This window comes from Natronorubrum texcoconense (assembly GCF_900100335.1).
Taxonomy (GTDB): domain Archaea; phylum Halobacteriota; class Halobacteria; order Halobacteriales; family Natrialbaceae; genus Natronorubrum; species Natronorubrum texcoconense.
Map to the genome: position 1 here is coordinate 138623 of NZ_FNFE01000008.1, position 15629 is coordinate 154251.

Annotated in this window: 15 protein-coding genes; 13 read left to right on the forward strand and 2 right to left on the reverse strand. The window is 61.4% G+C overall.

The window, feature by feature from the left end; all coding sequences use genetic code 11:
- Positions 1–90 precede the first annotated feature (90 nt).
- Positions 91–456, reverse strand: coding sequence for a winged helix-turn-helix domain-containing protein (locus BLT08_RS20250; RefSeq protein WP_090311675.1), 366 nt, complete (start codon positions 454–456; stop codon positions 91–93).
- Positions 457–607: 151 nt separating this feature from the next.
- Here BLT08_RS20250 and BLT08_RS20255 point away from each other — a divergent pair, with 151 nt between their 5' ends.
- The 10 genes from BLT08_RS20255 to BLT08_RS20300 all read left to right on the forward strand — a co-directional run bounded on the left by BLT08_RS20255 (position 608) and on the right by BLT08_RS20300 (position 10942).
- The gene (locus BLT08_RS20255) at positions 608–1297 is read left to right on the forward strand and encodes a cob(I)yrinic acid a,c-diamide adenosyltransferase (RefSeq protein ID WP_090311677.1); all 690 of its coding nucleotides are present in this window, start codon (positions 608–610) and stop codon (positions 1295–1297) included.
- 174 nt (positions 1298–1471) lie between these two features.
- Positions 1472–2200, forward strand: coding sequence for a hypothetical protein (locus BLT08_RS20260; protein ID WP_139171342.1), 729 nt, complete (start codon positions 1472–1474; stop codon positions 2198–2200).
- 123 nt (positions 2201–2323) lie between these two features.
- On the forward strand, positions 2324–2740 hold the full coding sequence (locus BLT08_RS20265; RefSeq protein WP_090311681.1) for a universal stress protein: 417 nt from the start codon (positions 2324–2326) through the stop codon (positions 2738–2740).
- Positions 2741–2841: 101 nt separating this feature from the next.
- A complete protein-coding gene (locus BLT08_RS20270) occupies positions 2842–3642 on the forward strand; it encodes a ZIP family metal transporter (protein WP_090311683.1) in 801 nt (266 codons plus the stop codon).
- 95 nt (positions 3643–3737) lie between these two features.
- The gene (locus BLT08_RS20275; RefSeq protein WP_175529397.1) at positions 3738–4472 is read left to right on the forward strand and encodes a phytanoyl-CoA dioxygenase family protein; all 735 of its coding nucleotides are present in this window, start codon (positions 3738–3740) and stop codon (positions 4470–4472) included.
- 212 nt (positions 4473–4684) lie between these two features.
- Positions 4685–5506 carry an ABC transporter ATP-binding protein gene (locus BLT08_RS20280; RefSeq protein WP_090311798.1) on the forward strand — a complete coding sequence of 274 codons (822 nt, stop codon included), beginning with the start codon at positions 4685–4687 and terminating at the stop codon, positions 5504–5506.
- Positions 5503–6960, forward strand: coding sequence for a hypothetical protein (locus BLT08_RS20285; protein WP_090311687.1), 1458 nt, complete (start codon positions 5503–5505; stop codon positions 6958–6960). Before BLT08_RS20280 ends, BLT08_RS20285 begins: the two co-directional genes overlap by 4 nt.
- A gap of 355 nt (positions 6961–7315) precedes the next feature.
- Positions 7316–8575: a Cdc6/Cdc18 family protein gene (locus BLT08_RS20290; RefSeq protein ID WP_090311689.1), complete on the forward strand. Its 1260-nt coding sequence runs from the start codon at positions 7316–7318 to the stop codon at positions 8573–8575.
- 335 nt (positions 8576–8910) lie between these two features.
- Positions 8911–9123, forward strand: a complete 213-nt coding sequence (locus BLT08_RS20295; protein WP_090311692.1) for a hypothetical protein — start codon at positions 8911–8913, stop codon at positions 9121–9123.
- 121 nt (positions 9124–9244) lie between these two features.
- Positions 9245–10942: a cobyric acid synthase gene (locus BLT08_RS20300; RefSeq protein ID WP_090311694.1), complete on the forward strand. Its 1698-nt coding sequence runs from the start codon at positions 9245–9247 to the stop codon at positions 10940–10942.
- 25 nt (positions 10943–10967) lie between these two features.
- Here the strand turns inward: BLT08_RS20300 and BLT08_RS20305 are convergent, their stop codons facing one another.
- Positions 10968–11357 (reverse strand): CopG family transcriptional regulator, encoded by a 390-nt coding sequence (locus BLT08_RS20305; protein ID WP_090311696.1) that lies wholly within the window; start codon positions 11355–11357, stop codon positions 10968–10970.
- 177 nt (positions 11358–11534) lie between these two features.
- Between BLT08_RS20305 and BLT08_RS20310 the strand changes: the two genes are divergently transcribed.
- From BLT08_RS20310 to BLT08_RS20320, 3 genes are all read left to right on the forward strand, one after another.
- A complete protein-coding gene (locus BLT08_RS20310; protein ID WP_245724292.1) occupies positions 11535–12305 on the forward strand; it encodes a hypothetical protein in 771 nt (256 codons plus the stop codon).
- A gap of 209 nt (positions 12306–12514) precedes the next feature.
- Complete coding sequence (locus tag BLT08_RS20315) at positions 12515–12766, forward strand: MTH865 family protein (RefSeq protein ID WP_090311698.1); 252 nt, start codon at positions 12515–12517, stop codon at positions 12764–12766.
- Positions 12767–13443: 677 nt separating this feature from the next.
- Positions 13444–15486: a bacterio-opsin activator domain-containing protein gene (locus tag BLT08_RS20320; protein WP_090311700.1), complete on the forward strand. Its 2043-nt coding sequence runs from the start codon at positions 13444–13446 to the stop codon at positions 15484–15486.
- Positions 15487–15629 lie beyond the last annotated feature (143 nt).

Below are 15629 nucleotides of genomic sequence, written 5' to 3' on the forward strand. Positions count from 1 at the left end.
CGTCCGAAGACGCGAATGGAGAACGGAGTCAGCGATCGACTCAGAACGAGAACCCGGATCCAGGTTCGGCGAAGAAATAGCGCGAGGTCGTCAGAATTTTTCCGTCGCGTTCGACCAGATGCCGAGCGACTGGTCGTTCGATCGGTCGACGTCGACGCGGAGTTCGCGATCCGAGTCGAGGCTGATCGCGATCCGGTCGAAGTTCGCCACGTACCGCGACTTGTGGTGGCGGCCCTGTCGCACGCCGACCGTCTCCTCGACGAGGTCGGCTTCGGTCAGCCGATCGAGTTTGCGGTAGGTCGTCGAGAGCGGCAACTCGGCCTCGTCCGCGATTTCCGGGACAGTCTTGGGCGCCTCGAGCAGCGAGATGATCTCCCGACAGTCAGCGTCGTCCAACACGCCGATGATGCGCTCGAGACCGGGCGTGTCGCCGGACGACGAGAACTCGAGTGGCATAACTGCGACCACGTTAGGAGCGAAGCCTAAAGACACGTTTGGTCGATACCGCCGATCGTCGAATCATTCGTTCGGTCGTCGAATCGCTCCTCCGGTCGTCGAATCACTCGATGTGCCTACCTACATATACGCCCGGGCCGACGGACACCGTATGAGTGACGATCACCCGTCGGAGTCGACGGTCGAAAACACGCCGGGGCGGGGTCGGAGTCCCGAAGCCGAGACCATCGAGCCCGCCGCTCCCGAAGAGTTCGGTCTCGTCCAGGTCTGGTGGGGCGACGGAAAGGGGAAGACGACGGCCACGCTCGGCATGGGAATGCGCGCCGCGGGCCACGGCTACCGCGTCCACATGCTCCAGTTCATGAAAGGCGGCGCCTCGAGCGTCGAGGCCGTCCGCGGCGAGTACAACGCGATGGCCGCGCTCCCCGGAATCAGCTACGAGAACCTCGGCCACTACGGCTGGCACGGCATGGCCGACGGCAGCGACGAGGCCGACCACGCAGCCCAGGCACAGGCGGGACTCGAACGCGCTCGCGAGTTGCTCGAGGCGGCCGACGGGACCGATCTGGGTTCGCCGATCGATCTCGATGCGCCGCCCGAAGACGGGGTCCACATGCTAATTCTGGACGAAGTGCTCTACGCAGCGGATCGCGGACTACTCAGTGAAGACGATATCTACGGGCTGCTCGACGCGAAGCCGGCCGAGCTCGAACTCGTGCTCTCGGGTAGCCACGCCGAACCGACGTATCTCGAGGAGCGAGCCGATCTGATCACCAACGTGCGGAAGGTGAAACACCCGATCGACGACGGCCAGCGGGCGCGACGCGGCACGGAGTTCTGAACGGCGACGGCTCACATCGCTCCGTCCCGATCGGGGACAGCACTACTGCTCTAGAAGCGTTCGATCTCGGCATCGGTGGCTCTCGGATGCGGTGTCGCGATAGTGAGCGGAATCGAACAGTCGCCCGGACCTCGAATTGGCTTTCTTACTCCCTCCCAGTGTACGGTCGGGAGTATGAGAGAGAATAGCACGTCGCCGAAATCGGTGATAGGGAGACGGACCGTCCTCGCGACGGGAAGCGCACTCCTCGCGGGACTGGGAAGCAACCCGTCTGTACTGGCGGCGGGTGCACGGGAAGAACCGGACCGGCCGGCCGACCAGCAGCGGTCCATCGGCAGTACCGACGTTCAGAGCGGCGCTGACGAGCGGAACGGCGAAGACCGCTCCGACGATTCGGACGACGACCCGCAACGGACGATCACCGACGACACCAGGACGGTTCAGATCACGGTCCCGGAAGCCTGGGACGACGTCAACAGCACGCAGGTCGGTAACAATCCCTCGATCATCGCCGCCCCGGACCTGGACGGTTACCTCACCACGAGAGACGTTCCCGGCGTCGAGGTCGCCGTGACCACGAGACTGGGCGGCGATCCGGCCGCGATCCTCGACAGACTCGTCGACTACAGCCACGAGTGCGACGACGGCGGTCGACAGCGGTTTCGGTCCGACGAGTTCACCTTCCGGAGTCAGATCTGGCGACGGTGTGACGGTGACGGCACGATGTTCCTGACGATAGTCGGTGCACCAGTCGACGACCAGTCGGACCGGACCTCGGATGCGCCGTACGTGCTTCTTATCGGTGCACAAATCGTCACCGAACCGGACGCGGACGCGATTTCCGTCGCCATCGAATCACTCGAGATCCGCTCGTCCGACGGTCAGTTCCTTCGGAACGAATGACGTCTCGACCTCGAGACGCCGGCACGGAACCGGCGACATCGGGCCCCGACCTATCGCACGGGTACTTCCACGACGCGGGAATATCACCCGTCCTATATATGATCAGTCGTCGAACCGGTAGCTATGCACCTACTGGTTCCGATGGACGACTCCGAACCGGCTCGCGCGGCACTCAAATATGCACTCACGACGTTTCCCGACGCGACCATCACCGTGTTGCACGTCGTCGATCCGTCGATGGCGATGTACGGGGGCGACACGGCGTACAACGTCGAACGGGCCCTCGAAATCGAGGAGGAGAGAGCCGAGGCGCTGTTCGAGCGCGCGCGGGAGTTCGCTAGCGAACACGACGTGACGATCACGACCGAAACCATCGGCGGACCGGCCGCTCGAGGCATCGTCGAGTTCGCCGACGAACACGACGTCGACGGGATCGTCATCGGAAGCCACGGCCGGTCCGGCGTCTCCCGCGTCCTGCTGGGGAGCGTCGCCGAGCGGGTTGTTCGCCGCGCAACGGCCCCGGTGACGGTCGTCAGATGATGCGAAGAGCAGGCGGACATCAACGGCGGAGTGATGTGGGCTGTCGATCCGTCTGCCCGCCGAATCGACAACCGTAATGTGTTCTGACAGCGAGAGATAGTATGGTTGTCGAGGGGCTTGGACTCGTACTCGCCGCCGGAATATTCACGGCCGTAGTCTGCGGATTAGGAACCCTTCCGTTCTTTTTCGTCGACGATATCAGCGATCGGGTGACCGTCGTCCTCTGGGGGCTCGCGGGCGGCATTATGCTGTTTGCCTCGTTGTTCGGGTTCGTCGTCGAGGGGCTCGAGGAGGGCACGCTAACCCAAGTCGGAACCGGCCTCCTCGTCGGCGTCGGACTCGTCATCGTCGCCGACCGGCTCATCTCAGACTACGAGTTCAAGCCCCGCGAAATGCCCAACGCTGACTTCCGGAAGCTCGTCCTCATCGTCGGCATTCTGACCGTCCACAGCTTCCCGGAAGGGGTCGCTCTCGGGGTGGCGTTCGCCGATCTGGGCGTCGACGGCGACCTCGTCGTCGCGGGGCTCGCGGTGCCGGCGCTGGCGGTCTTCATCACGGTCGCGATCTCGATCCAGAACATTCCGGAAGGGCTCGCCGTCGCGATCCCGCTGCACACGTACGGGCTCCCGAACTGGAAGATCTTCGGCTGGGCGGTTTTCTCGAGTATTCCACAGCCGATCGGCGCGGGAGTCGCGTTCGTGTTCGTCAGCGTCGCCCGCGAGTTTCTCCCCTTCGGCTTCGGTTTCGCCGCCGGCGCGATGATCTACCTGGTGCTCCACGACATCTTTCCCGAGGCATTGGATCACGGCGCGGAGCTTCGAGGTGGCGGTCGTCGGGAACTGGTCGGCGGAATCGTCCTCGGCGTTGCAATCATGCTCCCCGTCATGTTTCTGACGGAGTGAGTTCAGACACCAAGAACGGCGTTTAACAACTCACCACTTCGAGCGATACTGCGAAACAGTAGGATTTATACTCAATGGTATTTATTAACATGGAGATGATCCACACACGAGTCTCAGAGCGCGTTGGTCAGCAAGAACAATATCAGCTGACCGACGAGGAGATCGACCGATACAACGAAAACGGCTATCTGAAACTCGAGTCCGTGTTCGACGAATCGGAACTTGAGGCGCTTCGGGCGGAGAACGATACGTTGATTCAGAATGCTGATACTGGAACTGATCACGGATCAGCACCGATCAAGACGAGCGATCATCTGTTCAAGTCGGGCGTCTGGGCTCGGGCGATACAAGACCCCCGGATCACCGTCCCGATGACACAGTTGATCGGACCGAACGTGGAACTCGATCATACCACAGGGCGAAAATGGATGCCCGCGGAGACAGCCGAGATCGAACAACACGATCTCCATCAGGACCGCGTCTTCTACTCCCACAGTGCGGAAACGTTCATCAATGCGATCGTCTATCTTGACGATTTCCCCGAAGACGAAGGCGGCATGCGGTTCATACCGGGAAGCCACCTCGACGGCGATCTCGAACACGTCGACGGGGAGAAAGGGCCGCAACTTCCAGAAACCAGTCACTCGTTCGACGAGACGATCGGCGTTCCAGCGAATGCGGGAGACGTAATCCTGTTCCACATAAATGTGGTTCACGGAACCCAGGTCGCTCGACAATCCGATCCTGGAACGATTACGTGGGTGATTTACAACGATCCAGCGTACGGATCCGAGCAAGCGGGCGTCATGGTTGCTGGAAGCCGGCCATAACGGCTCATTTGTAATTCTGTTTCTGCGCTAGTGACGTGCATCAGATGGATCTACGGGAGACCGCTCACTCTCCTGTCGCGATAGATCTTTCAAAAACTAGTCTCACTAGACAGCGTCTCTCCATCGGTATAGTCGGTCCTTGGAGCCAAACACTCGAGAGGGGGAGATGCCAGCACAATTATTACCAATCGTACCGAATGTTCGGCAAATCGATGGGTGTGATACAGGTCGACGGACTGGTGAAATCGTACGGGGATGTCGACGCAGTGGACGGGCTATCGTTTTCCGTCGAGCGGGGCGAATTATACGGCTTTCTCGGGCCGAACGGCGCCGGAAAGACGACCACAATCGGCGTTCTGACCGGCCAACTCCGGCCGGATTCGGGAACGGCTCGCGTCCTCGAGACCGATCCGACTGCTGAACCGATCGAAACGCGACATCGGGTCGGAATCCTGCCCGAACAGGGATCGCCGCCGAGCTTTCTGACGCCGCGGGAGTTCCTCGACTTCGTCGGCGACGTCCGCGGGCTCGAGCCCGATCGAGTCGCGACGCAGACCGACGTCTGGGCCGACCGACTCGGCTTCGAGAGCAAGCTCGACACGCTTCACACGGATCTCTCGCGGGGTCAACAACAGAAAGTGATGATCACACAGGCCTTCGTCCACGAACCTGACGTGGTCTTCATCGACGAGCCGCTGGCGAACCTCGATCCGCTGGTCCAAGAGCAGGTCAAGCAATTCCTCGTCTCCTACGCCGCCGGTGACAACGCCGTCTTCGTCTCGACGCACAACATCGACGTCGCAGAAGAGATCTGTACCCGTGTCGGAATCGTTGCCGACGGACAGCTCGTGACGGAGCGGTCGCTCGACGGGAGTGACGGCGGTGATGGTGGTGATGGTGGTGACGGCAATGGCCGCGGCGACGGTATCGACAGCGACGAATCGTTGCTCGAGATCTTCCTCGAGCGCGTCGAGGACGCCGACGTCCGCGACGCACCGTCGCTCGATCGCCTAGGGGCTGAGTCGAAACAATGAGTACGGCCTCGCGCTCGCCGCGATCGACGTGGCGACTGTTCGCGCTCCTCCTCCGCGAGGAGTGGCGGCTACACACGCAGCTGTTCGGCGGCTGGCGATTCGTACTCTTCCCGGTCGTCATCGCCGCCCTCACCGTCGGCGCGACGGTCGCGCTTCTCGAGACCGGAACCGCCGCCGGAACGATCGTAACCGGGCTGCACGTCCTCGCGCTCGGTTTCGGCCTCTACAGCGGGACGGCCGGCTTCGCGGGGTCGGACATGCTCGAGAACGTCTTCGGTCGGCTCTCGCTCGTCCTCTCGACGTCGACGACGCTGCCGCTGTCCCGGCGCCGGTTGCTGGGGATCTTCCTCGTCAAGGACGCGCTGTTCTACGCGGTCGCGTTCGTGCTCCCGATGGCGGTCGCCAACGCGGTCCTCGTCGGGGAGGTGTCCGCCGCGCCGGTCGCCATCGGAACGCTGTGGCTCTCGCTATCGCTGTCGTTCGCGGCCGGCATGGCGCTGACCGTCGCGATGATCGCGATTCGAACGCGAGGGATACCGACGTGGGCAATCGCCGGGACGATCGTCGTCGTCGCGGGCGGATCGTGGCTGACGGGAACCGCTCGAGACGGCTGGGCCCTGTTCGTCCCGATCGAGGGCTCGCTCGCCAGCGCACTCGGATTGGCCGCCGGGACCGTCCTCGTCGGTGTCGCATCGCTCGCGCTGTACGACCCGACCTACGGCCGACCCTCGCGGACGGCCGGCGACCGGTTCGCACGGCTCAGCGATTCGCTACCGCTGGGGACGGACAACAGCAGCGCACTCGTCTCGAAGACGTTGCTCGATCTGGCACGCTCGTCGGGTGGCGTCGCGAAGCCGTTCGTCTCGGCCGCGATCCTGTTCGCGCTCGTGGCCGCCCTCGTCGGCGTCGTCGACTCGATCACCGGCATCGCGCCCGCACCGGGAATCTTCTTCGGCGGCGTACTCGGACTGACGGCGTTTACCACGTACAACTGGCTGACCCAGTTCGATTCGCTCGAGGCCTACCTCACCTACCCCGTCTCGATCGAAGACGTCTTCCGCGCGAAACGGATCGCGTTCGTTCTCGTCGGCGCACCGACGGTCGCAGTGCCGTACCTGGCGGCCGTGATCTGGTTCGAGGCGACGGTGCTGGATGCAGTCGTCGGCGCTCTCTTGCTCGCGGGCTACGCGCTGTACTACTACGGCCTGACCGTCTACATCGCCGGCTTCGATCCCAACGAGTTCCTCTTCGATGCCGTCCGGTTCACGATGTTCACCGTCGGCGTCGGCGTTGCGCTCGTGCCGACGCTCGTCGCCGGGTTCGTCGTCGTGCCGCCGTCCGGGACTGTTGCGCTCGCGCTCGGGATTGCAGGGGTGGGGTTCGGTGTGGTGGGAGTGGTGCTCTCGAGTCGGGCGGGGCCGCGGTGGGAGAAGCGGTATCAGGTAGGGGGCTGAAAAACCGACTGCTGAAAGTTTGCAGAGAGATACACCACATTTTCGAACAAAAGGGTAGCTGTCGATCACAGCCATTCACTTTTACAGCGAGCCTCCACGTTCCATCATTTCCACTAATTAGTTAGCAGAGGGGGACGGGGGGTATTCCAGTGTAAATCCCCGACAGTATGGGCAGACAACTGTTGGAGTACCAATATTAGGATTACAGAACGTTCAGAACAATGTTATTCAGAAAAGGTGGGTCAATATTCAGTTGTGCTATTCCTGTTTTTGTGAGTTTACACTGGAATCCCCCCTCCCTCACTAGCTACACTGGAACGGGGGGTTTATTATAGAGAAGAAGAATGGTTGTATCATGTCATTATTCCCGTCGGATGATCCTATCATCGAGAACCACGCTGTTCTCGAGCCCGATAACAACTCATACACACCGTCTAACCTCCCCGAACGAGAGGACGAATTAGCCGAAATTAATCGGATTCTGCGACCGCTCCAAACGGGTGGGTCACCACATAATGCACTTGTCTATGGCCCGACCGGGCAAGGAAAGACCGTAGCTGTAGAGCTGAAAATGCAGGAACTCCGGACGTGGGCAGACAACAAGGGAGAGGACGTCACTATCGTGATCGCACGATGCAAAGGTTGCGATAGTTCTTATCACGTTCTCACACTTCTGGTGAAGCGACTCCGAGAAATCAAGGAAGGACGAGGTGTTGAGCGACCACAAGGCTACCCACGAAAGGCTCTCATCGAGATGGTATTCAACGAGATCGATAGGCTAGGTGGTATCGTTGTTCTCGTTTTAGACGAGATCGATGGAATCGGCGAAGATGACTATGCTCTCTATGAGCTCTCACGTCCAGATATCTCGAATGCGAAGATCGGTGTGATTGGGATCACGAACGACGCCCAATTCCGAAACAATCTGGATGCGGACGTCCAGTCATCACTCGGACAGCGTGAGATTTTTTTCCATCCGTATGATGCAAACCAACTTCAAGACATTCTGGCACGCCGCGCTGGTAGAGGGTTAGTGGATACGTCGTTCAACGGCGCAGAGAGAACGTTTGAAAACCTCGAGAGTAACGTCCTTGATGACGCTACAATTCCGTTGACGGCGGCCCGAGCAAGCAATGAAACGGGTGATGCAAGGCAAGCAATCCGCTTGCTCCGGGATGCGTGTGAGATCGCAGAGGAGCGAGAAGAACTCGTCCGAGAGGGACACGTTAAAGAAGCACACCGGAAGATCGAGAAGGAGGCTCATCGGGAGCTAATCGAATCTGAGACGACACAGCGAAAATTGGCGCTTGCAGGAGTAATCAAGCACGAAATCACCGGGAATCCAAATCCCGGGACGACGGATATCTATCAGACATACTGTGCCTTCTCGAAAGAAATCGATGGGAGACAAGTATCACAGCGGACTGTTCGAGCCAAACTCAACGACCTTGCACATCAAAACATTCTGACCCAGTCCCGTCGTGGCCGAGGACAGGGACGAGGGATGTCGAATTTCTATTCCCTCTCAATCGACCCTGAACTCGCGATTGAAGCCCTCGGAGACGACCAGCGACTCGAAGGCGTCGCAGAAATACTCTGGGATCTCGGGAAGTAGTCTTTACACTGGAACACCCCCCGTACACTGGAACTAGGGGGTTTTGTGGTTCAGTTGGAACAGTTGTATGTAACCAGATAGACCCTCTCCACCGCTCCAGATGGATTACAAGTCAAGCTATCCAACTCGGGTTGGAGCAATCGATCCGCATGACCCGGAAAGACGAGTTTACACTGGAATCCCCCCTCCCCAACTGATCACAGTAGAACGATCGATATTGCGTTTCATTTGCAGCAGTAGTGTGATTGTATTGACTCGAAATCGACCACCGATCCTGAAAACACCCTTCACGTGCAGGGCGCATCCAAACCAGCCAATCCGTTGAACGGTTTCCCATGAAAGTCGTCTACAAACCCGGCAACGCCTACGAGGAGATCAACTGCTTCGACTTCCGCGAGTACGATCAGGGAATCGTCCTCCACGACGAGGAGGGGTACAACATCGGTTACGTTCCCCACGAAATTCTGAGCCACATCGAACCGCACGAGGGGGAGATGGTCGACTTCGAGGACGGCCAGCCGCCGGAACCCGGTTACGACGACGAATAGCGACGGACGAACTCGAGCAACGACCAGCGAAGGCGCTCGAATCATCTCTAACTCGCTCGAGTCCCCGCCACGCCGAACCGATAGGACGATACTTCACGGCACGCGAGTAGCCCCAACGCGGATGACACGAACGCTTCTCGTCGCGGGGACGGCGAGCCACGTCGGCAAGTCGACGGTCGCCGCCGGACTCTGTCGGCTGCTCGCCGACCGTGGCATTTCGGTCGCCCCATTTAAGGGACAGAACATGAGCAACAACGCCCGCGTGGTCGTGCGAGCGGAGGTCACTGACGACGGTTCCGGCGTCGTCCCAGGCGACGAACCGAATTCCGACCAGTCGAACGGCGATCGACCAAACGTCGACCAGTGGGGAGAGATCGGCGTCTCGCAATTCGTGCAGGCTCGAGCCGCCTCCATGACCCCGACGACGGACTGCAACCCGGTCCTACTCAAACCGCGCGGCGACGGCGAGAGCCAGCTCGTGCTCCAGGGAGAGGCCCACGAGCACGTCCCAGCCGGGACCTACTACGAGGAATACTGGGAGGAAGCTCGGGACGCGGCCGAAAACTCCTTCCGGCGGCTCGCAGCCGATCACGACGTGATCGTCGCGGAGGGCGCGGGGAGCATCGGCGAGATCAACCTCCACGACCGGGACCTCGCGAACGTCGAGACGGCTCGGTTCGCCGACGCCGACATCCTCCTGCTGGTCGACATCGAACGCGGCGGGGCGTTCGCCAGCCTCTACGGCACCGTCGAACTCCTCCCCGACGCGCTTCGCGAGCGCGTCGTGGGCGCAGCCATCACCAAATTCCGGGGCGACCCGACGCTGCTCGAGCCCGGCATCGAGGAGATCGAGGCGAAAACCGGCGTCCCGATTCTGGGAGTGCTCCCCTACGACGATCCCGGGCTGCCTGAAGAGGATAGCGTCGGCCTGCCGTCGACGAGCGAACGCGGCGTGCTGGGTGGCGACGACGGCGTGCCCGCCGAGCAGCGGCTCCGGATCGCCGTCCCCCGACTCCCCAGAATCTCGAACGCGACGGACCTCGAGGCGCTGGCGGCCGAACCCGGCGTCTCGGTCGTCTTCGTCCCGGTCGAGAGCGGGTCGACCGACAGCAGCGGAGACGAAACTGCGGACGTGGCGGCGACGCTCGAGGACGTCGACGCCGATGCCGTCGTCCTCCCGGGGACGAAGAACACGGTGGACGATCTGCTGGCGCTCCATCGCGCCGGTTTCGGCGACGCGCTCACGAACTTCGACGGGCCGATCGTGGGAATCTGTGGCGGCTATCAGCTACTGGGCGAGCGGATCACGAACGCCTCGCTCGAGGGAACGGGCGAGGACGACGTGGTCGACGGTCTCGGCTTGCTGCCGGTCGAAACCGAGTTCGAGGGCAGCAAACGGCTCGAGCAGACGACGGTGCCGGTCGACGGGACCGCGACGCCGTTGCTCGCGGGCGCCGAGGGGTCGGCGTCTGGGTACGAGATCCACGCCGGACGAACGCGGACGCTCGAGGACGTCGCTCGGCCGCTCGGCGAGTCGAGCGCCTCCCGCGGACGGGTCCTAGGGACGTATCTCCACGGGCTGTTCGACAACGAACCGATTCGGTCGGCGTTTCTCACACACGTCGCCGCCGACGCCGGAATCGAGTGGTCGCCGTTAGGTAGCGACTCGGCTACAGTAGCTGACGAAGAGACGGGATCCAGCACGACGCCCTACGACCGCGCCGCGGCGCTGGTTCGAGACAATCTCGATCTCGAAGCGCTCGGCGAGCCGTTCGACGAGGGGATCGAGAAGTCGGTCAACGAGACGCTCGACCCGTGATGCTGCAGCGCGGCGTCGAGTTGCGTTAGGCCGACTGATTTCTGTACGTGCCGAGCAGTTCCTCGAGAATAATACACTCCTGGTCTGTCGAATCGTAGTGGGTGTCGATGAAGCGTTCCGCCGCCTCGTAGTCGCCGCGAAGGCCGTGTTTGCGGACGTTGATCACGGCGTCGAGGAAGAACGTGCCGCCGTCCGTGCCCAGCACGGCTGCGTGATCCTGCTCGCTGATATCGAGTTCGGACTTGATCTCGTCGAAGTTGAACGTCTCCACCTCGTGGTCGGAGTTGATCAGCGTCAGTACGTACTCCGCGGAGAAGCGATAGAACTCGGATTTGCTCTCGAACATACCGTCGTCGACGAGTTCGTCGATCGCCTCGACGACCTCGTCCGGGTATCTGACGGTATCTTTCGCCATATCGACACAGTGCACACTCCTGGCTCATTACTGTTTCGAACAGCTGTAGATTTTGAGACAGGATCGGGGGGTCTCGAGTAAATCCGACGGACACTCGAGGCTCGTATCGAGTCTCGAAACGGAACGAACGTTAAAGCGAACGGGAGGGGTTGGCCCACACAGATAGGTGTAATCGACGTGTCTCTCGGCCTCTTCGTCAGTTCCCTCCCCTGGTGGTTGGCAGCGCCGCTGCTCCAAATCGCGGTGCTCGTCGTCGGGATGGCACTGGACGAAACCTACGTCAATCGGACGACGATCCTGACCGGCGCCATCGCCGCGCACATGCACATCTTCGTCGCCGGCGACGCCGGGTTCCTGGTCGCGCTGTACGCCGACGTGGGTCTCGTGATCGGTGCCTACGGGCTGTACGCTTACGTGATCGACGGCTACGTCGGGGCCTGGTTCCGACTGCTCGCGTACTTCGTCTACTCGCCGCTGGCGGTCTTTCTCGTCATCCTGACCGCCGGGCCGACGCTGTTCGGGGTCGAGCCGCTGGTCGTTCCCGCGATCGTGCTCGCAGGCTACGCCAACCACCAGCTTCGAGAGTACCTCAGCCCCAGAGAACCGTACTACTTCGGCCCCGATTCACCGGACGCGTTCGAAGCAAGCCTCGAGACCGGAGCGACGGCCGGATCACCGATCGACGCACCGACGGCCGAGACCGGCGACTCGGCGGCCGAGTCGGCCACAACAGCGTCCGAAAACGAGCCGACAGCAGCGGCGACAGCCGACGACGCGACTGCTCGTTCCGGCGGTGGGCCGGAATCCGGCCGCCCGGAGGCGAATTCGTTCGACGAGTCCGGCGTGCGTGAGGGCGGTACCGAGTTCGACCATCCCGGAGCCGAACCGGCAGCCGCCGCGGACTCGAGCGAGCGGGGGATCCTCCCGGAGTTCATGCGCCGGCTGTAGCTGGACGGGTTGTCTACTGTGCTAACAAGTGTAGAACGAAACCGCTTACTACAGGACGGTCGGCTGTTGCGCGGCCCACCTGCGTGAATTATTGCCATGCGCTACTGTAGAGTGGCCCTTATCGCCACAGTAGCGGTCTCATCGTACCGCCGTCAGCGATAGCAACTACCTGCAAATTTATTATTTATCGGGCACAACTAGCACGCGCAATGGCAGACGAATCCGAAATCCGCGACCAGATGATCGACGCGTTCGAAGGTGCCGACTATCCAATCTCCAGTCCGATGGATCTCGTGCCGGCACTGCCAAACGGTCCCGGGACGAAGTTCGAGTCCGGCGACTTCTCGATGACCGCAATGGAACTGAACACGAAAACCTCGGGCGGGGACTTCCCCTACGACGACCCCGAGTCCTTCGTCGACGACATCATCGAGGACCTCAAAGAACAGGGCGAAATCTAACTCGGACGGCGGGACTCGAACCACCCGAACGACCGTTTCACGCACGGGAGACGGACTGGCTCCCCGGCGATTCCAGTCCCTATTCCTCCGACGATCACGGGGCAGTAGATCCCCGCTCAGTAGTTGCCCAGCGGTCAGTAGTCGTCGGTTCAGCACAGCGGAGCAGACACCGCCACCAGTTTCAGCGACCCCGGGCCGGGGTAACCACCGCCGGAGCGTGATCGCACGGACAATGTGGTGACAGCCTCGACGCTAGGTGGTGACAGTCCCGATGTTACGTGGTGATCACCCAACCTGCAATACTTTCGCCTATCGGTAGGGTACCGCACAAGCAGTGCACAAGTTCTACACAGTGTACACCGTGTACACTGTGCTAACGATCCACCGTCCCAGGAATTAAGCGAGCTGGCGACGAACGAGGGGTAGGACCGTCGAACGCATCTCCGACTGCCGAGACGTCTGGCGTGTCGACCGAACTGACCGTGAGCGATACTCACGAGTTCCCACCGAATTAGTATCAGGTTTTGTGAAATGCGTTCAACAGTTCGACATCGCCCACTAATTCCCGAACGCCTCGTCTAGCGGCGGGGCGATGTACCAGTAGTCTTTTATTCTGATGTGGTGATAGGACAGAAAGAAGACGGCGACAGATAGCGATCGGTAAATACTGGTACCGCATGTCCCACGAGAACCCATCCGGATCGGTCACGCACATCACAGACGCACGATCGAGTTCCCTCCAAAGCCGACTCCGCGACGGGACACCGTACGCTACTCGAGCAATTTCAGTAGCGACGGCTCTCGAAGACGGTCTCGTGGGCGAGTTCGGATCCGCTTCTCGAGACGGAGCCGACCCACAGGGCCCCGTCGCCGTCGTCATCGAACACGACGATCCGGCGGAAACGACGGCCCTACTCGAGCGGTGTCACGCGACCGATGCAGCCGTTCCGACGATCGTGGTCCCGAAAGCGGGAAGCGAAGCGCTCGCGACGGCTGCGCTGCGGGGGAACGCCGACGAGTACGTCGCTCCCGGAACGGACGAGGATCCTGTCGAACGAATTCTCGAGACGATTCGCTCAACCCCGGAAACGAGTGTGGAGACAGCGCGAACGCGACCGTCGACGCGATCCGCCGACCGCGACTACCACCGAATCCTCGCGAACGAACTGCCCGACGAGGCGTTCGTCCTCGGCGAAGACGGAACCTACCTCGAGGTGAAGGTGCGACCGGACGCTGCGGAACTGTACACGAAGCCGGCCGACCAGTTACTGGGAGAACAGCTCCAAAACGTCTTTCCGGACGACGTCGCCGCGAAGCTAGAGGCGTGTATCGATCGAACGCTTCGGACCGATACGATTCAAACGATCGAGTACGGCGCGAAGACGACCGACGGAGACCGACAGTTCGAAGCTCGAGTCGTCCCGATCGACGATCGAATCGAGGGACAGCGAGCCGTCGTCTGGCTCGCCAGGGATATCACCGAACGGGCGAAACGCGAACGCGAGCTTCGATCGCGTCAGGATCAACTCGAGACACTCAATCGAATCAGCACGGTCGTCGGGCAAGTCATCGATACGCTGGTGGAGGCCCCATCGCGGGACGCCATCGAGCGCGAGGTCTGTGAACAGCTCGTCGACTCGGAGCTGTACTGTGGCGCCTGGATCGCCGAGCGCACGGGCGAAGGGACGCTTGCGTACCGAACCGGTGCCGGCGATGCCGAAACCTACCTCGAGGCGGTCGAAGCGCTCGACGCCGACCACGAGTGGTTAGGAATGCGAACCGTCCAGACGGGGTCGGCCCAGACGGAGATGGACGTCCAGAAGAGCGAGACGGTCCCCGAGCCGTTGCGAAACGCCGCTCGCGAGGACGACGTCAGTTCGGCGATCACCGTTCCGATCGACCACAACGACTCGATTTACGGCGTGTTAACCGTCCTCGCCAGCCGTGATGAGGCGTTCAGCGGCGACGAGATGGCCGGCTTCGAACTCCTCGGCGAGACCATCGGCTTCACCATCATGGCCGTGAAGAATCGACAGCTGCTGTTCGCCGATACGGTCGTCGAACTCGAGTTCCGGATCGACGGCGGCGACACGTTCGCGTTCGACCTCTCGGAGGAGTACGGCTGTACGTGTTCGCTCGAATGGGCCGGAACGACCTCCAGCGGGCGGACCGTCCAGTACGTGACGGTCGACGGAATCGACGGCGAAACCGTCCTCGAAGCGGCCAACGACCACCACTCGATCGAGGAGTGTCGACTCATCCACGACGGCGATGCCAGCTGTACGATCGAAATGCGTCTCTCCGAGTCGGGCGTTCGGACGCTGGCGAATCACGGTGCGACGATCAGAGACGTCAGCGTCGAGGACGGGGTCGGATGCTGCGTGATCGAGGTTTCACAGGACGCGGACGTTCGAGAGATCGCGGAGGCGCTGACCGTCGTCTACGAGAACACACAGCTCATCGCTCGTCGCGAAGTCGACCGATCGGTGCAGACCGCAGCCGAGCGTCGCAACCGAATCCTCGATCAGCTCACCGATCGACAGCTGACCACGCTCCGACTCGCCTACTACAGCGGCTTTTTCGACTGGCCCCGGGAGAGTACCGGCGAGGAGATCGCCGACGCGATGGGGGTTACTCCACCGACGATGCACCAGCACCTTCGAAAGGGGCTAAAAGCGGTTCTCTGCGAGTTCTTCGAGGTCGGCACCGAGACGGAGTGACGGCACAGTCGATGTCAGACGAGGTGCGGACCGACCTCGCTACCGGAGAGTCGTTCTCGGTACGATCGAGAGCTCTTCACCGGAAATCCGGTGTGGTAGATGCGGTGGGACACACGTCGACCGAACCGCGCAGAATCGAGTGC